Raw genomic sequence first — 21,980 nt, 5'->3', positions numbered from 1 at the left:
ACAGTTCTCAACCGAACACGGCCGGCGTGGTGGTCAACACCAGCGTCGCGGCAAAGACCAGATTGATGATCCGCGAGGCCGCCGGCCGGCGCAGGAAGCGCGCGAACGATGCTCCCACGACAAGCCACAGAGCATGGATGGCAACGATCATCAGGGCGAGAGCCGTCAGCTTCAGCCATGGACCAAGCTCAGTGGCGCCCTGTTTGGACGAAGCACCGGCGAACACGGCGGCGATCGCCACATAGGCCTTTGGATTGGCGACCGCGAGAAGGAATCCAGCCAGCCATGTTGGACACGAAGCCTCGGCGCCGCGTGCTGCCATGGGCGGCGCCGTGGCGATCTTGAAGGCGAGATAGAGGATGTAGGCCGCGGAAGCGAAAGCCAGCAACGGCGCCAGCCTCGGCATCGCGGTGAGCACCGCCACGACCCCGGTCGCGACAACCAGAAGCACGGCGATCGTGCCCAGTATGATTCCCCAGGCATAACCCAGCGAGCGGCGCAAACCGAAGGCAGCGCCATCGGCGGTAACGCTTATCGTCGCCGGTCCCGGGCTGCCCATGATCACCAGGGCGGCAAGCATCAGCGCGAGAAGTTGTCCCCAAAAATCCGGCTGCGAAAGAAGCGGCTCAGCCATTTTATCCTCTGTCCTGCCTTGCGCGAGGAGACGGTATGGCAGGACCAGAGGGGCGTCTTGGACGTTCGTGCGAGGCGTGGCGCCTGAAGCTTCAGCCGCTCGCTCTGTCGAGTTCGGCCATGTCGTCGGCGGTCAGTTTCAGCGACGCTGCCCTGATCAGGCTGTCCATCTGTTCAGGCTTGGTGGCGCTGGCGATCGGCGCGGTGACGCCCGGCCGAGCGATAACCCAGGCAAGCGCCACTTCCGCCTGCTTGGCCGAATGCCTTGATGAAACCGCGTCGAGTGCCGCAAGGATGCGCATGCCGCGCGCATTGAGATAGTCCTTCACCCCGCCGCCACGCGGGCTTTGACCGAGATCGGCTTCGCTGCGGTATTTGCCGCTGAGGAAACCCTTGGCCAGGCTGAAATAGGTGATGACGCCGATGTCCTCGGCCACGGATAGATCGCGCAACGGCCCATCGAAGGACGAGCGATCGTAAAGATTGTATTCCGGCTGCAGCACCTCGTAGCGCGGCAGGCTGCGCAAGCTCGCCACATCGAGTGCGGCACGCAACTGGCCGGCGTCGAGATTCGAACAGCCGGCATAGCGGATTTTGCCCTTGGCGAGCAGCTTCTCGTAGGCGCCAAGCGTTTCTTCATAGGGCGTTGCAGGGTCCGGCCAATGCGACAGATAGAGATCGATAAACTCGGTCTGCAGCCGCTTCAGCGATGCATCGACGGCCTTTTCGATGTATGCGGCGGACAGGTCCTTGTGCCCCTGCCCCATATCCGAACCGACCTTGGTGATCACCACGACCTTGTCGCGATTGCCACGGTCTTTCATCCATTTGCCGATGATGTTTTCCGATTCACCGCCTTTGTGGCCGGGAACCCAGCGCGAATAGGCATCCGCCGTATCGATGGCGTTGAGGCCGGCGCCGACGAAGCGGTCGAGCAGGTCGAACGAGGTTTTCTCGTCGGCGGTCCAGCCGAAGACGTTGCCGCCCAGAACCAGCGGCGCGATGGACAGGTCGGTGCGACCGAGACGACGTTTCTGCAAGGCGTATCTCCGGGATGATTGGGGCGGGCAAATGGCGCCCGCGGGCTGAGAGTCGGAGCCTAACCTAGGTCTTGCCTGAACGAGGTCAAAGGCCTGGCCGCCTTTTTCCGCAGAGCCAGCTTCACAAAGGCGCGACCTGCCTGGCGACATCCTCCAGCCAGTGGTCGCGGATGCCCAACGCCTCGAGATGCTCAAGCGTGCTCAGCACATAGTCCTCGTTGTTGCCGGACTGGCCGACCGCGCCGCGCACCACGGCCGCCGCATCCGCCGCGTCGAGCGCTCCGGCATATTGCTCGTGGTGGCGGTCGACAATGTAGACCACCGCGTCGACCGTACCGCCCCCGTCGAGGCGAATCTTGAGCATGCGCTCCAGATAGACATTGGTGACCAGTTCGCGCTCGCGAAGATAGGCCATGACCTCGTCGTGCAAGTCGCCGGGAACGCGGAATGCGAGGCCGACGCAGGACCCGCCACGGTCGAGGCCGAGCACCAGCCCCGGCCGCTCGCGCGTTCCGCGATGCACGAAGGAATAGACGCAGAGCGAGCGCCGGTAGCCATGCAGGCGGGCACGCTGTGTTTCGACATGCGCGAATCCCGGCCGCCAGATCAGCGAGCCATAGCCAAACACCCAAAAATCGCCCATATCGCCGCGCCTGATTGCAAAAGATGCCAACACCGAACCGGACCGGTGTTTTTTCCGCCCGTCCCGTCTAACTATTCGTCTGTCTACCTGGCGGAATCGCCTACCCGTCCGCAACACCCATGCGTTAACGAGAGCCAAAGCATGACGTCAAGTGACGAACGCCAGCCGAACAAACGTCGCCGTGTGGTCTGGCTTGCAGCATTCATCGTCGTGCTGTTCGCCCTCTACAGCGGCGGCTGGTTCTATCTGGCTGACCGCGTCAGGAGCGAAGCCGACAAGGCGGTTGCCACGCTCAACAAGAATGGCGTCGAGGCCGGCTGCGGCAATCTCCAGGTCAGCGGCTATCCCTTGAGCTTTACCGTCTCCTGCGACAACCTCGCCTATGAGGACGATGCCAAGAACATTGCGGCTTCAGCCGGCAGTTTCAACGCAGCCGCCCAGATCATCCAGCCTCTGTCGCCGGTTGCCAATCTGCGCGGCCCGCTCAGGACCTCCGTTCCGGACATGGTGCCGCTGTGGATAGACTGGGACAATCTGCAGGCCAATTTCAAATTGTGGTGGCCGCTGCCGCAGCGGATTTCGCTGGAGGCAGAGGGCCTTTCCGGCCAGACCGACCCGGCCGACGACACCGATCCGGTGCAACTGTTCAGCGCCGGCAAGGCATCGGGTCAGTTGCAGCCCAACGGTGAGGATATCGACTATCTCGGCAGTTTCGGCGATCTCGAGATCGACCCCGACGCAATTGGCGGGCGCGTGCTTCCGGCGCTCGATGCCAGTGGCGACGTCACGCTGAAGAACGGTGTCGCGTTGATCGGCACGCAGGTGAAGAGCCTTCGTGGCCAGGCGATCGAAATCCGCAACCTCGACCTGTCGTCGGGGACGGCGCGCGTCACCGTTTCGGGACCGCTCTCGGTCGATGCCGAGGGCCTGATCAACGCCAATCTGATGATCAGGCTGAAGGACCCGAAGGCGGTGGCGGCCATTCTCGGCGCCGCCATACCCGAGCAGAAAAGCCAGATCGAGCAGGGCTTTGCTGCCCTGGCGGTGCTCGGCAACGAACCGTCGATGCCGCTGAAGGTGGTCAGGGGCAAGGCCTCGCTCGGCTTCATTCCGCTGGGCAAGATCAAGCCGGTGGAATAGCGCTGCGATGGCAAGACCCGTGAAGCTGCTGAGCGTTGGCGCTTTGACGCTGGACACCATCCTGCGCGTCGAGACGCTGCCCGTGCATCAAGGCAAGTTCATTGCCTCCGACGGCGTCCAGATCGCCTCGGGCATGGCCACGAGTGCTGCCTGCGCCGCGCATCGCCTGGGGGCCGAGGTATCGCTGTGGGCGAGCGCGGGTGACGATGCCGTCGCCGACCAGCTCATCGCCGTCATCGAGGCCGAAGGCGTCGATTGCACCTTTGTGCGCCGCGTCAGAGGCGCCCGCTCGGCGCTGGCCTCGATCCTGGTCGACGCGTATGGCGAGCGCATCATCGTGCCGTTCTATGACGGGCTTGCCCAGGCCGATCCCGAAGCCTTGCCGGTCGCCGACCTCACGGCATTCGACGCCGTACTGGTCGATGTCCGCTGGCCAGGTGCGGCAGCCCTTGCCCTGAGAGCGGCGCGCGCCCTCGGCCGGCCGGCAATCCTCGATGCCGATACCGCACCGTTGCAGATCCTGGAACAGCTGTTGCCGCTCGCCACGCACATCGTCGCTTCGGAAACGGCGGCGCGCATTGTCTGCGGCCAGGCGCTCGATCCAGAAACGGCTTGCGCCGATCTCGCCAGCCGCACCGACGCTTTTGTCGCAGTGACAGGCGGCGCGGCGGGCAGTTGGTGGCACGACCGTCGCGCAGGCTGCGTGCGCCATGTCGCGGCACCGAAGATCAAGGCGATCGACACATTGGCCGCCGGCGATGTCTTTCACGGCGCCTTCGCCGTCGGGCTGGCGGAAGCCATGCCGGTCGAGCAGGCTTTGCGCTTTGCCAGTGCGGCCGCCGCGCTCAAATGCCTGCGCTTCGGCGGCAGGCTTGGTGCGCCGAACCGGGCCGAGACGCTGGCCATGGTTGCGCAGACCTGGCCAGCCTGAAACTGACTTAGCCCTTCGCGGGATGCTCGACGGCCTGGCGACCGAAATCGGGCACGTCGATGTCCTGGCCGGCCTCGATGATCGAGCGGCGCACAGCGCGGGTGCGGGTGAACAGGTCGAAGAGTTTTTCGCCGTCCCCCCAGCGGATCGCGCGTTGCAGGGACGCCAGATCTTCCGAGAACCGCGCCAGCATTTCGAGGATGGCGTCCTTGTTGTGCAGGCACACATCCCGCCACATGGTCGGATCGGAAGCGGCAAGACGCGTGAAGTCGCGGAAGCCGGAAGCCGAATATTTGATCACTTCGGACTTGGTCACCGACTGCAGATCGTCGGCGGTGCCGACGATGTTGTAGGCGATGATGTGCGGCAGGTGCGAGACGATGGCCAGCGTCATGTCGTGATGCTGCGGGTCCATGGTATCGATGTTGGCGCCGCAGCGGCGCCAGAACTCCGACAGCCGCTCCAGCGCGTCCGCGTCGGTATCGGGCAGCGGCGTGAAGATGCACCAGCGATTGTCGAACAGGTCGGCGAAGCCGGCGTCGGGGCCGGATTTTTCCGTGCCCGCCAGCGGGTGGCCGGGAATGAAATGGACGCCTTCAGGGACATAAGGCTGCATCTGCGCGATGACAGACGCCTTGGTCGAGCCGACATCGGTGAGGATCGCGCCCTTCTTCAGCGCCGGCGCGATTTCCTCGGCCACCGCGCCGGATGAGCCGACCGGCACCGAAATGACGACTAGGTCGGCATCGCGGACCGCCTCTTTCGCATCGGTGGTATAGCTATCGCCGAGCCCGAGTTCCTCGGCTCGCGCCAGCGTCGCCGCACTGCGCGTTGATATGGCCACGTGACGGGCCAGCCCCTCGCGGCGGATGACGCGGGCCAGCGACGAGCCGATCAGGCCGATGCCGACCAGCGCGATCTTTTCAAACATCGGTGATGTCATGGCGTTCTAGCTTTTCAGAAATGTCGTGAGAGCGGCGACAACGCCGCGATTGGCTTCTTCGGTGCCGACGGTCATGCGCAACGCGTTGGGAAAGCCATAGCCCGAAACGCGCCGCAATATATAGCCGCGCGCCGTCAGATAGTCGTCCGCCGCCGCCGCCGAATGCTTCTGATCGTCAGGAAAATGAACGAGGACGAAATTGCCGACGCTCGGCGTTACCCGCAGCCCGAGCTTTGTGAATTCCTCGCTCAGCCAGGCCAGCCAGGTCTCGTTGTGCGCCACGCTGCGCTCGACATGGGCGCGGTCGCGGATGGCTGCGATACCGGCCTCGATCGCCGTCGCATTGACGTTGAAGGGACCCCGCACGCGGTTGATGGCGTCGACGATATGCATCGGCGCATACATCCAGCCGATCCGCGCTCCGCCGAGGCCGATCTTGGAGAAGGTACGGGTCATCACCACGTTCTGGGCAGCACCGACCAGCTCGATGCCGGCCTCATAGTCGTTGCGGCGGACATATTCGGCATAGGCCGCGTCTAGCACCAGAAGCACGTGCCTGGGCAGGCCGGCATGCAGGCGGCGCACCTCCTGGAAAGGCACATAGGTGCCGGTCGGATTGTTGGGATTGGCCAGGAACACGATCTTGGTGCGCGGCGTGACGGCTGCGAGGATGGCGTCGATATCGGCGCGCTCGTCTCTTTCCTTGATCGTCACCGGAACGGCACCTGCCGACTGGATGTAGATCTTGTAGACCATGAAGGCGTGTTCGGTGATGACAGCCTCGTCGCCGGGCGCCAGATAAGTCTGCGCCAGCAGGCCGAGGATCTCGTCGGAGCCGTTGGAGCAAATGATGTTCTGCGGGTTGAGACCATGCACCTCGGCGATCGCTTCGCGCAGCCGCCTGGCGGTGCCATCTGGATAGACGTCGAGCTTTCCGGCAATCTCGCGCGCGGCTTCGATCGCTTTCGGCGAGGGCCCTAGCGGATTCTCGTTCGAGGACAGCTTGTGAACCTTGGCGACGCCCGCGGGCGCCGTGCTCTTGCCCGGCACATAGGCGTCTATGTCCATGATGCCCGCGCGCGGGGTTGGACGTGCCTGGTCCGGTGTCTGGCTCATGTCGCAAAATCCGTCGAGAACGCTTCCTGAGGGAAGCCGCAGCGGAAATACAAGCCGTGGCCTGCAATGTCGAGAGGCGACAGCCACCGCCCAAGGCTGGCCGTTGACGCCGGCGCGCCACAGCCCTAGAAGGGGAGCGGACTTCCGTGGTGATTTGGCCGGTCGGCTTGCAGCCACGTTAAACAACTTGCTAAAGGGCCGTTTGCATCCTGTAACCGGCTTTGCAACCGCAATGCCGGTTTTTTGTTGTCCGCGCCGGCCGGACACCCGGATCGGCATCGACTTTCGACAAGCGCGATGCGTGGGCTCAAAGTGTGAGATGGATGTCATGGCCGTTCTGCGTGCCCGCAAAACCAACAACGAGGTCGACCAACCGTCGAGCCCGGTTTTGCGTTTTGGATCCGACAAGCCGCTCAAGCTGGACGCCGGCACGCTGCTGTCACCGTTCCAGATCGCCTACCAGACCTACGGCACGCTGAACGATGCCCGCTCCAACGCCATCCTCGTCTGCCATGCACTGACCGGAGACCAGCACGTCGCCAGCACCAATCCGGTGACCGGCAAGCCTGGCTGGTGGGAAGTGTTGATCGGCCCCGGCAAGATCATCGACACCAATCGCTTCTTCGTCATCTGCTCCAACGTCATCGGTGGTTGCCTTGGGTCCACCGGTCCGGCCTCGACCAATCCCGCCACCGACAAGCCCTATGGGCTTGACCTGCCCATTATCACCATCCGCGACATGGTGCGGGCGCAGCAGATGCTGATTGACCATTTCGGCATCGAAAAGCTGTTCTGCGTGCTCGGCGGCTCTATGGGCGGCATGCAGGTGCTGGAATGGGCATCGAGCTATCCGGAGCGCGTCTTCTCGGCGCTGCCGATCGCCACCGGCGCGCGCCATTCCTCGCAGAACATCGCCTTTCATGAGGTTGGCCGCCAGGCTGTCATGGCCGATCCGGACTGGCATGGCGGCAAATATTTCGAGCACGGCAAACGCCCGGAAAAAGGCCTGGCGGTGGCGCGCATGGCCGCCCACATCACTTACCTGTCGGAAGCCGCCCTGCACCGCAAGTTCGGCCGCAATCTGCAGGATCGCGAGGCGCTGACCTTCGGCTTCGACGCCGACTTCCAGATCGAAAGCTATCTGCGCCACCAGGGCATGACCTTCGTCGATCGCTTCGACGCCAATTCCTACCTCTACATGACGCGGTCGATGGACTATTTCGACCTTGCCGCCGACCATGGCGGCCGGTTGGCCGATGCCTTCGCCGGAACGAAAACCCGCTTCTGCCTGGTGTCTTTCACCTCGGACTGGCTGTTTCCGACCGAGGAGAGCCGCTCGATCGTGCATGCGCTCAACGCCGCCGGCGCATCGGTATCCTTCGTCGAGATCGAAACCGACCGCGGCCACGACGCATTCCTGCTCGACGAGCCGGAACTGTTTGCCGCCATAAACGGCTTCATCGGCTCGGCGGCCCGGGCGAGAGGGCTCAGCGCATGACCCCGAAAAATTGCAGGCTTTTCGGATCGGGATCGTGCGCCAGGCAGGGGGCGAAGCCATGAGCGTCAACCGCGACCAGCGCGTCGACCTCGAGGTCGTCGCCAACCTCATCCCGCCACAGTCGCGCGTGCTCGATGTCGGCTCGGGCGACGGCTCGCTGCTCGAATTGCTGCAGGACACCAAGCAGGTCGACGGCCGTGGGCTCGAGCTGTCGCAGCGCGGCGTCAACGAATGCGTGGCGCGCGGCCTCTCGGTCATCCAGGGCGATGCCGACAAGGATCTCGAATTCTATCCCGACAAGGGCTTTGACTTCGTCGTCCTGTCACAGACGCTGCAGGCCACCCGCAACCCGAAGCTGGTGCTCGACGAACTGCTCAGGATCGGCAACCGCGCCATCGTCTCCTTCCCCAATTTCGGCCATTGGCGGGTGCGCCTGTCGCTGTTCGTCAACGGCCGCATGCCGGTGACCAAGGACCTGCCCTATTCCTGGTACGACACGCCCAACATCCACTTCTGCACCATCCGCGATTTCGTCAATCTGTGCGACGAACTCGGCGCGACAGTCGAGAAGGCAACCGCCCTCGACGCTGCCGGGCAGAAGATCGGCCTGTCGATGCCGTGGTGGTTCTGGAACTTCTTCGGCCAGCAGGCAGTGTTCTTGCTGAAACGGTAATATTGATCGCCATGTATCTCTTTCGTAGGCGCCCTCTGCCAGTTGAAATCCCACCGGACATGCGGGCTGGGTTGAAAGCCGGAATTCTCATCTGCACCTCACCGCGCAGCGGCAGCAACCACCTAGCCGGATTGATGGCAGCCACCGGGCTTGGCAACCCACTCGAGTGGTTCGGGGGCCGCCGTGTTCTAGAAATGCCGAACTATCCCCGCGACCCCCGTGCCCAGGTTTTGCGTGCACTGAAGGACGGGCGGTCTCCCTCCGGGATTTACGCGGTCAAACTGTTTGCCAGCCAGTTTTCACAGGTTGCCAAAACCGTGGATCTCCCCGCAAGCCTTCCAAAGCTGCGCTATATGCGGTTGACGCGTGGGGACCTCGTTGGTCAAGCAGTTTCGTGGACCCGCGCTCGTCAGAGTGGTCGGTTCCGCTCTACCGAGGCCGATCAGAAGAGACCATGCTACGACGGCAAAGCAATCGCGGACTCGCTTGAAAAAATCATCCTGGAAAATCTGGCCTGGGATGTCTGGTTTGCAAAAAACGGATTGTCCTTCCTATCACTGACATACGAAGAACTCCTTGAACATCCACGGACCTGCCTTGAAAGGGCTGCATCTCTGGTCGACGCCAAGCTTGTCTTGAAACCCGGGTCTGATCTCGATTCGGGCCTCGATATTCAACGAGACACCATCAATGAGGAGTGGAGAGAGCGGTTCTTGGCGGAATATTCTGACACGTCGAACTTCCATGCCAACAATTGCCGTCGCGGTTTTCTTAAAAAGAGGAGCTCAAGGTTCTCGATCTGATCGAACGGCATTGTACGAGAACACGAAGCATCCAGGGGCGCCAGAGATGCGATGTTATTGATCAAAGCGCATCGCCGTCCATGGCGATCACGAGCACAAATTCTTATTGCACGCTGGTTTGACAGCCCGCCGAGAGCGTTATAGCCACATCGGCACTAATAACTTGATCGGTTCAGATATGGCTCAAGAGCGTCCAACGTATTCACTCGTCGTCGAAATGGAGAATGCAAAATCGATCGACTGGGACGAGATCGGCGTTGGGATGAAGGCCTTGGCTCGGGAAATCACATCGGTTTCAGCAACCGGTTTAGTGCGACCAAGGATCGTTATTTCTCACGGGGGAGCAGAGTCGGACGAGGATGCGTTGCGTCGTGAGATTTCGAATGAGGCCCCGCAGCTCGGTCAGGTTGCCGAACTCGTCTTCACGGCTTTCCCTGGCGGCCGATATTACGACCTGAAGAACAACGGCATGCTGGCATCGGACGGAGATATCGTCATCTTTATGGATTCCGACGTGGTCGCGGAACCAGGATGGCTACCAGGACTGCTTGAGCCCTTTGAAAACTCTGAAGTTATCTGCGCAAACGGATATACATACCTCTCATACGACGATTTCTTTTCAAGAACGTTTGCGTTGATCTGGTTTTTCCCGATGGCCCGTGGAGACGGGCGATTTGCCTCGAAGCGAGCGATCAACGCTAACAATGTAGCGTTTCGACGCGAGTGGATCGTCAGCCATCCTTTTCCAAAACATAACGGCTTCAAGGTTTCCTGCACTTTGCTGATGCGCGAACTGCTGCGGGAGGGCCACAAAATTCATAATGTCGACGCACGCGTTTATCACTATTCGCCGCGGGGCTGGCGGTTCTTTTACTGGCGCGCCCTGGTTACAGGTCGCGACGCCGACCGGAAGTTCGTTGCGCTCAATTCGCCGAGCCGCGCGCGACGGATAGTCAAGTCTTTCAGCCGGTGGCTCACCATGTCATGGCGCACGACACGACGGATCGTAGGCCATGCCCGGGAAACGGGGATGCCGCTTTGGCAGGTTCCCTTTTCTCTGATTGTCGGTCAGGCATTTTATGGTTTGGCGTTTTGGGGCCAGTTCAGTTTTGCGACTGGCATGGTTCGTGACAAAATTGAAACTGTGCCCGACTATGTTGGGCACAGCTAGACGCTTTACCGCCATTCCTTGAACCGCGGTTCAGCGTCCAATTGATCCTTGACCCGTCGATTGTTCCAGAACATCCGTGGCCTTGTGCGGATGTTCGACGCCGTCGACGAACACGACATCGGCCTCCGAATTGTCCGTGCGCAGCGCCAGTATCGCCCGGTAGGCGGGCGAATTGTACCAGCCACGCACATGCTGCCTGTCGGGAAATTCTATGATGATCAGATGGCCAGGCCAGTCGTTCTCGATCACCTCCACATCGCCGCCATGAACCAGAAAACGGCCGCCGAAAGGTTCCAGCGTGGCATCGATCTTGTGCAGATATTCGACGATCTGCGGACCCATTGCGGCTTGGCGCATATGGGCGACGGCGTAAGCGGCCATGACTGGACTCCCTTGTCATCGAAGCCGAGTTGCCGGCCTCGCATGGGCAATCTGACCAAACGCCGAGCGCTAAGCGATTACGTCTGAGGTAATGAGATGTATGCTACCTGTCATGATGGGTTGCTTCCATGGTGATTCGCAATGCTATGTGCGGCGGTGCTGTTGCAATTGGAACGCTAGCAGCGGGGATTCGTTGTCTCGCGCGGATTGAGTACCGGCACGGTGGGTGACAGGGGCAGTCGTTTTTTGTAGCGTCGCGCCGACTGTGATGCGGTGTAGAGGAAGGGAAGTCCAATCCATTCGACCGTTCTGAAAATCGAAAAGTCCTGGACAGACGCGCAACCCTGCGCAGGAAACAGCTGACAGACATGGCCGGGATCCAACCGACACCTCTCATCACGGTCATTACGCCGACCCACAACCGACGCGAAACGGTGTTGCGCGCCGTGGAAAGCGTACTCTCCCAGAGCATGTCGAGGCTTGAGCACATTGTCGTCGACGATGGTTCGACCGATGGAACCGAAGCGGCGCTGGCCCGTATCCAGGACCCGCGGCTGATCTATGTCGGGGCGAAATGGCGAGGCGCCAACGCTGCCAGGAATGCCGGCATCGAGCGCGCGCGGGCACCGTTGGTGACGTTCCTCGATTCCGACGACATCTACATGCCGCACCGGCTTGAACGAACCCTGACCTGGTTCGATGAGAATCCTGCACTGCAAGTGCTGATCAGTTCGTTCGTGTCCCTGAAAGGCAATCGCATCACAAACTGCGTCAACCCCGAGGCGTTCGTGAGCCCCGCAATGCTGGAGCGGACGCTGGTTGGGCAGACCATCTTCATTGCCGGCTCCGCGATCACCGCTCGCCGCGAAGCCTTGCTGGCCATCGGCGGCTACGACAGCGACATCACCCGCATGCAGGATCGCGAATTGCTGCTGCGCCTTGCCCGGCGCTTCGGTGCGCAGTTGTCCAGGGATCTGGACTGGACGAAATACAATTCGGAGAACTCGATTTCCGGCCGCCGTGACGGCTATGTCGAGGCCTATGCGAACCTGATGGGCAAACATCCGCATATTGCCCATGCCTACCCGCACATTCCGCCTTACATGATCTCGCGGCAGCTCATCGCCGACATCCTGCGAGGCAGGATACCGGAGGCATTTCAGGGCTACATGGCCAACCGTTCATCCAAAACGCTTGGCTATTCGCTGCCGGAATTGATGCAAGGCTATGTCCACGGCCGGCGCTGGCGCCGCGATCTGTCCAACGAGTTTCGCAATCAATTTGGTGCCCGGCCCGCTTAAACCGAGAGGGATTCCGGGAAATTGTGGAACGGTTTTTCCTCCGGATCGCGTTAACCCCTCTGTCGAGAGCTCAACGGTCAAGTTCGGGAAAATACGGATCCGATAGAAACCGCCTGTCCCGTTCGCCTTGCAGGCAGTCTATCGGCGTCGCCGCGTCGACGGGGATGCTTCCCACCTCGTCCTGAATGCCGCTCACTTCCAGGAGCAGCTTGCGCCGGATGGCTGTCGAAAACTCCGCGGCGGCATAGATAGGCAGCACGAAGGAACCGGGTCCGCCGATCACGCACTGCGCATAATACTGGTCGAGATGGCTGAAGGTGGGCGACGGGCTGATCAGGATCGGCAGGCCGTTGACGACGATGCCTTTGGCAGTCGCCGCATCACGCGTTGCGGTGACCGGCGGCCCGATATTGTTCGGTCCGTCGCCCGAAATGTCGATGACGCTGCGTTCGCCCTGGAAAGACGTGCGGTCGAAAAGCTCGGTGCCGAAGGCCAGCGCGCCGGAAATCGAAGTGCCGCGAAAGCTGCGGAACGGACGAGCCGCGACCTTGTCGGCAAAGCTGTTCGCGCTCTCGGCACTATCGATAATCTGCCAGCTGATGACCGCGTCGTCGCGCACCGTGCCGGCCCATTCGAAATAGGTCAGCGCTATGCGGCCCTTGGCGCCGGCGCGGACAGCCTTGATGAAGTCGGGATGCCGCAGCGCCTCGACATAACCGGCCCGCTGCAGGGCGAACTCCTTCTCGTCCATCGACAGCGAGATGTCGACCGCCAGCACCAGCTCGACGTCGACGGCGAGCGCATCCGGCGGCGAGGCGGCCGGGGCAGCCTGGGCGCAGGCAAGACAGGCAAGCAGGCGCAGAGCATCAAGCATGGCCGTCGCCAAGATGTTTCTCCCAAGGAGCTTCCCTCGCGATCACGGCAAAATAAAGCTTTGCTTCCCCCGCCCGGAAATCAGCTCATTTCTTGCGACGAGCGGCGGCTGGCGGCGGTTCGATCGCGCCGGCTCTGACGCGGGCGGGCTTCAGGGCTGGCGCACCAGAATCCTTGATGATCGTCAACGCGCGCGGGAAGAAGTGGTTGTTGTGCTGGCCGCGCCCGATGTTGAGGATCGCTGTCCCCGGCAAACGCTTATCGAGCATCGACAGCACGCGTCTTAGCGATGGGCCGTCGAACGCATCCAGCGCCTCATCGATGATCACCCATTTCGGCTGCCGCAACGCGAGCCTGGCGAAGGCCAGCGAGCGTTGTTCGTCATCGCCCAACTCATGGTCCCAACGCCCGGCGCGGTCGAGCGACGAGGATAGCCGTCCCAGACCGACCTCGGCCAGCACCGCCGAAATGTCGGCATCGTTCGCCGGCGCGGGCCCGTTCGGGTGATCGAGGACTTCGCGCAACGTGCCGACCGGAAAATAAGGCACGCGCGGCACGAATATGGGGGTTTCTCCCGCCGGCAGGCCGATCTGGCCGCTTCCCCATGGCCACAGGCCGGCAATGGCACGAAAGAACAGCGTCTTGCCCGCACCGGGGTCGCCGGTGATCATGACGCGCTCGCCGGGGCGGATTTCGACATGCGAGTCGGCGAGTCTGGTGCAACCCTCCGGCGAGGTCACTTCGAGCTTCTCGAAAGTCAGGCTGCCATTGACGTTTTGGCCGAAGGCGATGCGCTTTTCCGTGTCGTGCAGCGCATCGGTTTCATCGAGCGCGATGCGGAAATCGGCCACGCGCATCAGCGTGGCGCGCCAATCGGCGATACTGCCGATGTTGTTGATGAACCAGCGCAAGGAGGAGTGGACCTGGTTGAAGGCGCCGACCGCCATCATCAGCCCGCCAAAGCTGATATCACCTGAGAAATAGACCGGCGAAGCGACCAGTATGGGCGCCACGACGGTGATCCAGCCATAGGTGTCGGTCACCCAGGACAGGTTGATCTGGGCGGCGTAGATGCGCCGCATGGCGCCCAGCACCGTGCCGAGATCGAGTTCGAGCCGCCGCCTGGCGTCGGCCTCGCCATGATACAACGCAATGGCATCGACATTCTCGTTGACGCGCACCATCGAGGAGCGCAGCTCGGCTTCGCGTGTATAGCGGTCGCTGTTCAGGCGGATGAGCGGGCGCCCGACCAGCCAGCTCAGCCAGGAGGCGATGCCGGCGTAAAGGATGGCGGCCCAGACCATGTAGCCCGGTATGGCCAGCGAGGTCCCGCCGATGTGGAACACGAAGCCCGAGGACAGCTCCCACAGCACCCCGACGAAGGACACCAGCAGGATGCACGACTGCAGCAGGCCGACGCCGAGATCGGTTGACAGGTCGGACAGATGCGCGGCGTCCTGCTGCATGCGCTGGTCGGGATTGACGCCGATGGCGCCGGCATTGGCCAACCGGAAGGCGCGCGCCGGCCGCATCCACTGATCGATCAGATCCAGCGTCAGCGCCTCGCGCAGTTTGAGCCTGATCATCTGGTTGAGCCAGGTCTGGCCGATATTGAGCACCAGCAGCCCGCCGGCGATCATCGCGAAGACGAGGAGCTGGTGCAGGAAGGCCGCCATGTCGCGGCGCGCAAGCGCATCGTAGAAAGGCTGGTTCCAGCGGTTGAGCAGAACCTGGCCGATCGACGTTGCGATGATCACGGCCATGATGCCGACCGATGTCCACTGCAACCATTTGCGAACCGGCGATCCCGCCAGCGCCCGCCGGATCGTCATCAGCTGATCGCGCAGGCTGCTGGCTTCGACCGCCACGGCAACCGGCTGAACGGCGGCGGCATTGTCCGGTTGATCAGCCATGGCCGAGGTCCTTGCGTCAGTGCTGAAACCGGATGGAGAAACTTGACAGGCGTTCGTATGGGCTGCCGGATAAACTGTCGGTCCGCTTGCGACAGATAGGCAGGGAAACGACGTCAGGCACGCTTGCCGTGATCACGAAGCCGTCACCCGCGCAGCCGAGGGCTCGGCACCGGCTTTGTGACGGCCAAGCCGGGTGGCGCCATGCGGCGACAGCACCGGCACGAAGACGCGGCGCGAGGCGCGCTGGACGACGGGCACGCCTTGATAGAGCCGTTTCTGCGCCTCGACGACGATGACGCCGGAAAAGATCGGCCACAGCCGCCGGCCGGCGCGCTCCAGCACATTGTGGAAGCGCATCATGAAACGGCGCCTCGACGGCGGAAAGAACAGCGCATCGGACCAGGCGGCGGGCGTAAAATTCGCCTCGCGCAGCAATTCGGTTAGCTGGCCGCGCGAAAAGGGCCGGCCATTGCCGAATGGGGTGTGCTCGAAGCGCGCCCAGACACCGCGCCGGTTGGGCACGACGATGACGACCCGGCCAGCCGGCGACAGCACGCGCCAGATCTCGTTCAGCGTCTCACGTGGGTTCTCGACATGTTCGAGCGAATGGACGAGCAGCATGCGGTCGATGCAGGAATCGACCAGCGGCAGTTCCTCGTCGAAGACCAGTGCCGTCGCCGTCGGCCCTGTCGCCGGCCACACCACCGCGCCCTGCGTCGCCGGCATGAAGGCGAAGACCCGCTCGGCGTCGCAGCCGAACCTCTCCAGCCACGGCAAGGTGTAGCCCAGACCAACCAGCCGCTCGTTGGGCACGACCGCCCATATCGACGACAACGCCATGGTGATCGAACGCTCGGCGAAACGGCCGAGTGTTGTCGAATAGAAGGAGCGAAGATCGACGATGTCGGAATGCATGGCAGGGATGTAGCCGCGATATCGGCGGGTTTCAACAACAGGCCGCGACGACCTGCCATTCCGGGAATGTCACTAGACATTGCGGGATGTTGTTCAACGTCCCGGAATGTTGCTCAACATCCAGCATGTCTTCAACATCCAGGATGACATCCACGCGCCGGCGCCCTATGTCTGCGGCCATAAACGGAGAGATGCGATGCCGGTCGAAATCGAACAGTTCATGTGCCGCAGCGACAATTTCGGCGTGCTGGTGCATGATCCCAAAAGCGGCCAGACCGCGATCATCGACGCGCCCGAGGAAGCGCCTATCCTGGCCGCGATAAAGCGCACCGGCTGGACGCCGACGATGATCCTGACCACGCATCATCACATGGATCACGTCGAGGCCAATCTTGCATTGAAGGAGCGCTTCAAGCTGCGCGTCGTCGGCCCGGAAGCGGAAAAGGCCAAGATCCCCGGCATCGACGAGACCGTCGAAGACGGCTCGGTTCTCCATCTTGGCGATGAAAAGATCGAAGTCATCGCCACGCCCGGCCACACCGCCGGCCACGTTTCCTACTATTTGCCGGCTTCGGGTGTGGCGTTCACCGCCGACACGCTGTTTGCGCTGGGTTGCGGACGGCTGTTCGAATGCAAGCCGCCGGTGATGTATGAATCGCTAAAGAAGCTGGCTGCACTTCCGGCTGAAACGGCCATCTATTGCGGCCACGAGTATACGCTCGCCAACGCCCGTTTCGCGCTGACCGTCGACCCGACGAATTCGGCATTGAAGGAACGCGCCGCCAAGATCGAAAAGCTGCGCGCCGACAATAAGCCGACGCTGCCGACGACGATCGGCGAGGAGCTGTCGACCAATCCCTTCCTGCGCTGGCACGATCCGGCGATCCGCAAGCATCTGGGGCTGGAGAGAGCTTCGGACGCCGAGGTCTTTGCCGAAATCCGCAAGCGCAAGGACAATTTCTAGGCCCGGTGGTATCGTCGCCATGACCAGCTCCGCAGAAATTATCGCGACGCTCGGGCTGAAGCCGCATCCGGAAGGCGGCTGGTATGCCGAGACCTTTCGCGATGGCACCGGCGGCGCGCGTGGCCATTCGACCGCCATTTATTTCCTGCTTGAGGAGCATCAGGTTTCGGCCTGGCACCGGGTCAAGGACGCCGCCGAGGTCTGGCATTTCCATGCCGGCGCCCCGCTGGCGCTGTCGATGTGGGAAGAAGGCAGCACCGTTGTGGAACAGGTGCTCGGCATCGATCTCGCAGCCGGTGAGCGGCCGCAGATCGTCGTGCCGGCGGAATGGTGGCAATCGGCGCGCAGCCTGGGCGAATGGACACTGGTCGGCTGCACCGTCGCGCCGGGCTTCGAGTTTGCAGCTTTTGAGCTGGCGGCACCCGGCTGGCAGCCTGGACAGTCCTAACTCAATAAGAAGCCTGATTTAGCAGGAAGCCTAGCGTGATCGCGAGTTGGGCGGCGTAGTACAGCGCCCAGACGGCGAAACGCATCCAGGCACGATGCGGCGAGATGGCGGCCACAAGGAATTTCTCCGTGGCGAGCAGCCCGTCCGACGCCATGAACAGCACGGCGCCCCCGATCACCCACATATTGCTTGTTGTCAGCGCCGAGATGGCCATTGCCAGGATCGCCGCGATATAGACGGTGATCGGGATACGCAGGCTGGGACCGACACGACGCCACAGCGCCGCCAGCACGATGACCACGAACACCGCCATGGCGAGCGCGATCGCTCCGCGCCACGGCTCGGCGCCAAGCACTCCCAACCCGCCACCGCTGCGCAGGAACAGCGCGACATAGACGATGTGAGCGACAAGAAAACTGGCCAGCCCGCCGAGAAAGGCCTTTTCGCCGTCGCGTGACAGGAAGGCGTCGCCAACGGCGCTGAGTGCGAGCGCGGCGACCAGCAGCAGCGGGCCGCCTTGCAGCGCCGCCAGCACGGCGAGCATCGCCACGGCGAGCGTCTTTGCGGCCGAGCGGGCCAGCGTTGGCGGCATGCCAAGCGTGAAGGCATAGATCACCGCCGCCGCCAGCGAAAAAATCAGTGTCGCATTGGCATTGGCGTCGATGCCGCCCGCAAACGGCATCGTCATGCCTGGGCTCCGCCTTCGGATGCCCCGGCTCTGCTCTCGACCGCAGCCGGCTTGCGCAGGAACAGGGATTTTGCGGCGAGCACCGCACCGCTGGTGATGAGCACGCAGGCGGCGAGGATGCGCAGCGACGGCTCGGCGACGCCGGCCGCGATCAACACCAGCGTCGACAACAGCGGTGCGGCATAGCTTGCGGCACCCAACACCTGGATGTTGCCGCGCTTGACGCCGATGTCCCAGGCGTAGAAGGCAGCGCCCACCGGCATCAGGCCAAGACCAAGCACCGCCAGCCACTGGCCGGCGCCGACGGGCAGAATCGTCTGTTCCAGCGCCAGGTGGCAGGCGAGCGACAGCACCGCGGTGGCAGCACAGAACCAGGTGACGATGCTGGTCGGCACCGATGGGAAGCGCCGCGACAACAACGAATAGGACGACCACAAGACGGCGCAGACGGCAGCCATGGCATAGCCGAAGGAATAGCGGGCGTCGAAGGCCAGCCCGCCACCCTTGGTGACGATCAGCACGGTGCCGGCAAGGCCGAGCAGCGCGCCGACGATATGGTTCCAGGCAAGTTTTTCGCCCGGCATCAACGCCGAGCCGAGCACTATCAGCAGCGGCCACAGATAGGCGATCAGGCTCGCCTCCACCGCCGGCGCATTGCGCAGTGCGGTGAAATAGAAAAAGTGGTAGCCGAACAGGCCGGCAATGCCGATCAGCCACACCTGCGGCGGTATCTTCTGGCTCTTGTCGGGTGCCGGCATGAACAGCCGCGCGACCAGCCCGACGCCGGTGCCGATCGAGAAGGTGATCGCCGATAGCAAGAACGGCGGCACCTGGCCCGACGCATCGGTGAGCAGTGCGAGCAACGCCCACATGGCGACCGCCGAAAAGCCGATCAGTGTTGCGCGCCCCATTCTGTCTCCAGTGGCGCGCCAATTCCGCGCCTGGCTATTGTACGGCTTCGAAACGCCCGGCGCTGATGGTCAAGGTGCCGATCTGCGTGCCAACCGTGGCACGGATCGGCGCATATACGCCGGTTTGGCCGAGCGGTGCAAACGTCACCATCATGCGGCTTTTGTTCTTGAGATAGTTGAGCGCCTTGCGGCCCTTGCGATAACCCGCCACCGGCTCGAAGCCCATCTGGCAGGTGACGGTGTCGCCCTTGTAGCCCGGGACCGAGATCGTGCCTTTCGACGCGTAGGTCAACGTCAGGTCGGCACGCATCTCGCCGTCATAGAACTTCACCGTGCGGCCGCAGACCTGGTCGAGACTGTCGGCATGAATGACGGTGGCGGCCATAGGATCGAGCACCGATGCCAGGTCGCCGGCACCGAGCGGTACCCAGTTCTTGGGGTCGCGTTTGCCTGGTGCCGGTACGACCTTCGTCGAAGTGACCCTGCCATTGGCAAAGCGGATATCGACCACCGATGCCTTCTTGCCGGAGGTGTAGTCGGCGCGGAATGCCTGCGGCACCATCTTTTTGCCCGCAATCGTGCCTTTGGACGAGATCGTGCCGCGCGTGTCGTCGAACAGCTTGGCGAGACCGGCCGCGGTGACACTGCCTTGGATCGCGTAGGCGCCGTTCTCATAGCGGCTGGAAAACGTTGATTTCGCTATCGAAAGACCAAGAAACGACACCGTGTACTCGCCCTTGAACGACTGCGGCGAGGCAGCAGACGCGGCGGACGGCAAAGCTATGGCAAGCATGGCAACAAGGGCATGTGGCGAACGAAGCATGGCGGGATCGGGTCCTTGATTTTCGGCCGGAGGCGGGCAACTCCGGTCTGGCATGTCCCTATGGAACCGCTTATAGGATGAATTCCGGCCTTAATATGAAAATGCCGGGCGCGCCGTGGGCAATGCAGGGGCTGGGCAAGCCGGAGCTTGACGCCTCGGCGAAATGCAACTATGGAACGCCAACTTTTTCCATAAGGCCGCCTGACCAGAGCCGCGCGCCACCCGGCGTGGACTTGAGTGTTTGGCAGACCCCGAGAACTGAAGGTTAGAACCATGTCCCGCACCTGCGAACTCACTGCCAAGGCAGTCATGTCCGGCAACAATGTGAGCCACGCCAACAACAAGACCAAGCGTCGCTTCCTGCCGAACCTCGTCAATGTGACGCTGATTTCGGAAGCGCTGAACCAGAACGTGCGCCTGCGCATTTCGGCCAACGCGCTGCGTTCGGTAGAACATCGCGGCGGCCTCGACGCCTTCCTGGCCAAGGCAGACGTCAAGGAATTGTCGCAGCGCGCCCGTTTGCTGAAAAAGCAGATCGCCAAGAAGACCGCCGAACAGGCTGCCGCTTAAAACAGTTCAAAGGCGGGGGACGACCGCCCTGGCCAACCTCTTGTTGGCCTCTGGCCAACACTTGTTGGCCTGAGCATCGGATCGAAGCCGCAAGGTTTTGGCAATCCGGTGCCCACATACGAAGGCAAGCATCGCCCGCATGGGCATGGTGCTTGGCTGGTTCCATTACCCAGGATAAAAAAATGACTTCCTTCTCACGGTATTTGCCATTCGTGGCCGCCATGGCGCTCGTCGTCGTGGCATCGAACATTCTCGTGCAATTCCCGATGCAGGGCCAGATCGGCGGCCTCTCGCTGGCCGACGTGCTGACCTGGGGCGCCTTCACCTATCCTTTCTCGTTCCTGGTCACCGACCTCGCCAACCGCCGCTACGGACCCACTGTGGCGCGCCGGATCGTCTTTGTCGGCTTCATGACGGCGGTGATCTGCTCGATCCTTGTACCGCCCTTCCTGTTCCGCCATGGCCTGATCGAATTCGAGACCGCCGCCGACCGGCTGGTGCGTATCGCGGCCGCGTCCGGAGCGGCGTTCCTCAGCGCGCAACTGCTCGATGTCACCGTGTTCAACCGGCTGCGCCAGCAGAGCTGGTGGCGCGCGCCGATCATCGGCACGCTGGTCGGGTCGGTGTTCGACACCGCCGTGTTCTTCACCGTCGCGTTCTCGGCTGCCTTTGCCTTCGCCGGACCAAACGACGGCTTTGCGTTGGAAAGCGCACCTTTGATGGGCGTCTTCCATGTCGAGGCGATGCGCTGGATTTCCTGGGCGCTTGGTGATCTCTCGGTGAAACTGATCATCGCCGTCGTGGCGTTGATCCCCTACCGTCTGCTCGCCGCCCGCTGGAGCCAGCCGGCGGTTGCGGCTTAAGCCATGATCCCGAAAAGTGGGACCCGGTTTTCGGAAAAGATCATGGTCGGACAAAGATCATGATCCCGTGGGTCCAGCTCGATTCGGCGAAGACTCCCGACGGCGGACAAGAACTGCGCCTCAAGCGGCGCGGCACCGAATTCTCGATCATGCTGGGCACCAACGAACTGATGAATAGCCGCCTCAGCGGTTCCGAGGAAGCGCTGGCAAAACTGTCCTGCGAGCGGATTGCCGGCCAGAGCCGGCCCACAATCCTGATCGGTGGGCTTGGCATGGGTTTTACCTTGCGCGCCGCACTCACAGAATTGGCCAATGATGCCGGAATCGTCGTCGCCGAACTGGTGCCGGCCGTCGTCGACTGGGCGCGCGGTCCGATGGCCGAAATCTTTGGCGGCTGTCTCGACGATCCTCGCGTCACCATCCAGGAAGCCGATGTCGGGCAGTTGATCCGGTCGCGGCCCGCGGCCTGGGACGCCATTCTGCTCGATGTCGACAACGGCCCGGAAGGCATCGTCCACAAATCCAACGACGCACTTTACAGCGTGCAAGGCCTCGCAGCCGCACGCAGCGCCCTGAAACCCGGCGGCGTGCTGGCAGTGTGGTCGCAAGGCCCAGACAGCGGATTCACGCGGCGGCTGAAGCAGGCAGGCTTCGGGGTCGAAGAGGTCAGTACGCGCGCCAACGGCAAGCGTGGCGCCCGCCATGTCATCTGGATCGCCACCAGGACGTAAGCCGGTGG

General features: G+C 62.5%; 24 protein-coding genes and 1 riboswitch. Of the genes, 12 read left to right on the top strand and 12 right to left on the bottom strand.

Annotated elements, in window-relative coordinates:
* Nucleotides 1-7: 7 nt before the first annotated feature.
* The 3 genes from NKI66_RS23790 to NKI66_RS23780 form a co-directional block, all read right to left on the bottom strand.
* Nucleotides 8-634: a LysE family translocator gene (locus NKI66_RS23790; RefSeq protein WP_352723184.1), complete on the bottom strand. Its 627-nt coding sequence runs from the start codon at nucleotides 632-634 to the stop codon at nucleotides 8-10.
* 91 nt (nucleotides 635-725) lie between these two features.
* Nucleotides 726-1,673, bottom strand: coding sequence for an aldo/keto reductase (locus NKI66_RS23785; RefSeq protein ID WP_352723186.1), 948 nt, complete (start codon nucleotides 1,671-1,673; stop codon nucleotides 726-728).
* Nucleotides 1,674-1,794: 121 nt separating this feature from the next.
* Entirely contained in the window at nucleotides 1,795-2,316 is a 522-nt protein-coding gene (locus NKI66_RS23780; protein WP_127295979.1) for a gamma-glutamylcyclotransferase, read from the bottom strand.
* 141 nt (nucleotides 2,317-2,457) lie between these two features.
* On the opposite strand from NKI66_RS23780, the gene NKI66_RS23775 reads away from it, so the two are divergent.
* Together NKI66_RS23775 and NKI66_RS23770 are read left to right on the top strand one after the other, a co-directional pair.
* Complete coding sequence (locus NKI66_RS23775) at nucleotides 2,458-3,456, top strand: DUF2125 domain-containing protein (RefSeq protein WP_352753201.1); 999 nt, start codon at nucleotides 2,458-2,460, stop codon at nucleotides 3,454-3,456.
* A gap of 7 nt (nucleotides 3,457-3,463) precedes the next feature.
* Nucleotides 3,464-4,387, top strand: coding sequence for a sugar kinase (locus NKI66_RS23770; RefSeq protein ID WP_352753199.1), 924 nt, complete (start codon nucleotides 3,464-3,466; stop codon nucleotides 4,385-4,387).
* A gap of 7 nt (nucleotides 4,388-4,394) precedes the next feature.
* Here the strand turns inward: NKI66_RS23770 and NKI66_RS23765 are convergent, their stop codons facing one another.
* Nucleotides 4,395-5,330 (bottom strand): prephenate/arogenate dehydrogenase family protein, encoded by a 936-nt coding sequence (locus NKI66_RS23765; RefSeq protein ID WP_023811092.1) that lies wholly within the window; start codon nucleotides 5,328-5,330, stop codon nucleotides 4,395-4,397.
* A gap of 6 nt (nucleotides 5,331-5,336) precedes the next feature.
* Complete coding sequence (hisC, locus tag NKI66_RS23760; RefSeq protein ID WP_023811091.1) at nucleotides 5,337-6,446, bottom strand: histidinol-phosphate transaminase; 1,110 nt, start codon at nucleotides 6,444-6,446, stop codon at nucleotides 5,337-5,339.
* 136 nt (nucleotides 6,447-6,582) lie between these two features.
* Nucleotides 6,583-6,660: riboswitch (SAM riboswitch) on the top strand.
* A gap of 114 nt (nucleotides 6,661-6,774) precedes the next feature.
* Here hisC and metX point away from each other — a divergent pair.
* From metX to NKI66_RS23740, 4 genes are all read left to right on the top strand, one after another.
* Complete coding sequence (gene metX / locus NKI66_RS23755) at nucleotides 6,775-7,944, top strand: homoserine O-acetyltransferase MetX (protein WP_023811090.1); 1,170 nt, start codon at nucleotides 6,775-6,777, stop codon at nucleotides 7,942-7,944.
* A gap of 58 nt (nucleotides 7,945-8,002) precedes the next feature.
* Nucleotides 8,003-8,617 carry a methionine biosynthesis protein MetW gene (gene metW / locus NKI66_RS23750; RefSeq protein WP_352441742.1) on the top strand — a complete coding sequence of 205 codons (615 nt, stop codon included), beginning with the start codon at nucleotides 8,003-8,005 and terminating at the stop codon, nucleotides 8,615-8,617.
* Nucleotides 8,566-9,420: a Stf0 family sulfotransferase gene (locus NKI66_RS23745; RefSeq protein WP_352723189.1), complete on the top strand. Its 855-nt coding sequence runs from the start codon at nucleotides 8,566-8,568 to the stop codon at nucleotides 9,418-9,420. The genes metW and NKI66_RS23745 overlap by 52 nt, the downstream gene beginning before the upstream one ends.
* Nucleotides 9,421-9,583: 163 nt before the next feature.
* Nucleotides 9,584-10,591 carry a glycosyltransferase family 2 protein gene (locus NKI66_RS23740; RefSeq protein ID WP_245273210.1) on the top strand — a complete coding sequence of 336 codons (1,008 nt, stop codon included), beginning with the start codon at nucleotides 9,584-9,586 and terminating at the stop codon, nucleotides 10,589-10,591.
* A gap of 30 nt (nucleotides 10,592-10,621) precedes the next feature.
* On the opposite strand, the gene NKI66_RS23735 is transcribed toward NKI66_RS23740, so the two are convergent.
* On the bottom strand, nucleotides 10,622-10,972 hold the full coding sequence (locus tag NKI66_RS23735; protein WP_023811086.1) for a DUF1330 domain-containing protein: 351 nt from the start codon (nucleotides 10,970-10,972) through the stop codon (nucleotides 10,622-10,624).
* Between the two features lie 368 nt (nucleotides 10,973-11,340).
* Here NKI66_RS23735 and NKI66_RS23730 point away from each other — a divergent pair, with 368 nt between their 5' ends.
* Nucleotides 11,341-12,273 carry a glycosyltransferase family 2 protein gene (locus NKI66_RS23730; RefSeq protein WP_023811085.1) on the top strand — a complete coding sequence of 311 codons (933 nt, stop codon included), beginning with the start codon at nucleotides 11,341-11,343 and terminating at the stop codon, nucleotides 12,271-12,273.
* A 70-nt stretch (nucleotides 12,274-12,343) separates the two neighbouring features.
* Here the strand turns inward: NKI66_RS23730 and NKI66_RS23725 are convergent, their stop codons facing one another.
* From NKI66_RS23725 to NKI66_RS23715, 3 genes are all read right to left on the bottom strand, one after another.
* Nucleotides 12,344-13,147 carry a DUF1194 domain-containing protein gene (locus NKI66_RS23725; RefSeq protein WP_023811084.1) on the bottom strand — a complete coding sequence of 268 codons (804 nt, stop codon included), beginning with the start codon at nucleotides 13,145-13,147 and terminating at the stop codon, nucleotides 12,344-12,346.
* An 85-nt stretch (nucleotides 13,148-13,232) separates the two neighbouring features.
* Nucleotides 13,233-15,059: an ABC transporter ATP-binding protein/permease gene (locus tag NKI66_RS23720; protein WP_352753197.1), complete on the bottom strand. Its 1,827-nt coding sequence runs from the start codon at nucleotides 15,057-15,059 to the stop codon at nucleotides 13,233-13,235.
* 132 nt (nucleotides 15,060-15,191) lie between these two features.
* Entirely contained in the window at nucleotides 15,192-15,974 is a 783-nt protein-coding gene (locus NKI66_RS23715) for a class I SAM-dependent methyltransferase (protein WP_023811083.1), read from the bottom strand.
* A gap of 196 nt (nucleotides 15,975-16,170) precedes the next feature.
* On the opposite strand from NKI66_RS23715, the gene gloB reads away from it, so the two are divergent.
* Nucleotides 16,171-16,938 carry a hydroxyacylglutathione hydrolase gene (gene gloB, locus NKI66_RS23710; RefSeq protein WP_023811082.1) on the top strand — a complete coding sequence of 256 codons (768 nt, stop codon included), beginning with the start codon at nucleotides 16,171-16,173 and terminating at the stop codon, nucleotides 16,936-16,938.
* A 19-nt stretch (nucleotides 16,939-16,957) separates the two neighbouring features.
* Entirely contained in the window at nucleotides 16,958-17,386 is a 429-nt protein-coding gene (locus NKI66_RS23705; RefSeq protein WP_023811081.1) for a cupin domain-containing protein, read from the top strand.
* 1 nt (nucleotide 17,387) lies between these two features.
* On the opposite strand, the gene NKI66_RS23700 is transcribed toward NKI66_RS23705, so the two are convergent.
* From NKI66_RS23700 to NKI66_RS23690, 3 genes are read right to left on the bottom strand one after another with little or no spacing between them, the layout of a single operon-like run.
* Nucleotides 17,388-18,074, bottom strand: coding sequence for a lysoplasmalogenase family protein (locus tag NKI66_RS23700; protein WP_023811080.1), 687 nt, complete (start codon nucleotides 18,072-18,074; stop codon nucleotides 17,388-17,390).
* Nucleotides 18,071-18,985, bottom strand: a complete 915-nt coding sequence (gene yddG, locus NKI66_RS23695; protein WP_023811079.1) for an aromatic amino acid exporter YddG — start codon at nucleotides 18,983-18,985, stop codon at nucleotides 18,071-18,073. Before yddG ends, NKI66_RS23700 begins: the two co-directional genes overlap by 4 nt.
* Nucleotides 18,986-19,019: 34 nt before the next feature.
* Nucleotides 19,020-19,808, bottom strand: coding sequence for a DUF3108 domain-containing protein (locus tag NKI66_RS23690; protein ID WP_023811078.1), 789 nt, complete (start codon nucleotides 19,806-19,808; stop codon nucleotides 19,020-19,022).
* 273 nt (nucleotides 19,809-20,081) lie between these two features.
* Here NKI66_RS23690 and rpmB point away from each other — a divergent pair, with 273 nt between their 5' ends.
* From rpmB to NKI66_RS23675, 3 genes are all read left to right on the top strand, one after another.
* On the top strand, nucleotides 20,082-20,378 hold the full coding sequence (gene rpmB / locus NKI66_RS23685) for a 50S ribosomal protein L28 (RefSeq protein WP_013529373.1): 297 nt from the start codon (nucleotides 20,082-20,084) through the stop codon (nucleotides 20,376-20,378).
* Between the two features lie 182 nt (nucleotides 20,379-20,560).
* Nucleotides 20,561-21,241 carry a queuosine precursor transporter gene (locus tag NKI66_RS23680; protein WP_023811077.1) on the top strand — a complete coding sequence of 227 codons (681 nt, stop codon included), beginning with the start codon at nucleotides 20,561-20,563 and terminating at the stop codon, nucleotides 21,239-21,241.
* Nucleotides 21,242-21,300: 59 nt separating this feature from the next.
* Nucleotides 21,301-21,972, top strand: a complete 672-nt coding sequence (locus tag NKI66_RS23675) for a spermidine synthase family protein (protein ID WP_352753193.1) — start codon at nucleotides 21,301-21,303, stop codon at nucleotides 21,970-21,972.
* Nucleotides 21,973-21,980: the final 8 nt, after the last annotated feature.

Source organism: Mesorhizobium sp. M0518, from assembly GCF_040321125.1.
In the GTDB taxonomy this organism is placed as follows: domain Bacteria; phylum Pseudomonadota; class Alphaproteobacteria; order Rhizobiales; family Rhizobiaceae; genus Mesorhizobium.
Note: the sequence above shows the minus strand (reverse complement) of the source record. Positions and strands in the feature narration are given on the sequence as shown.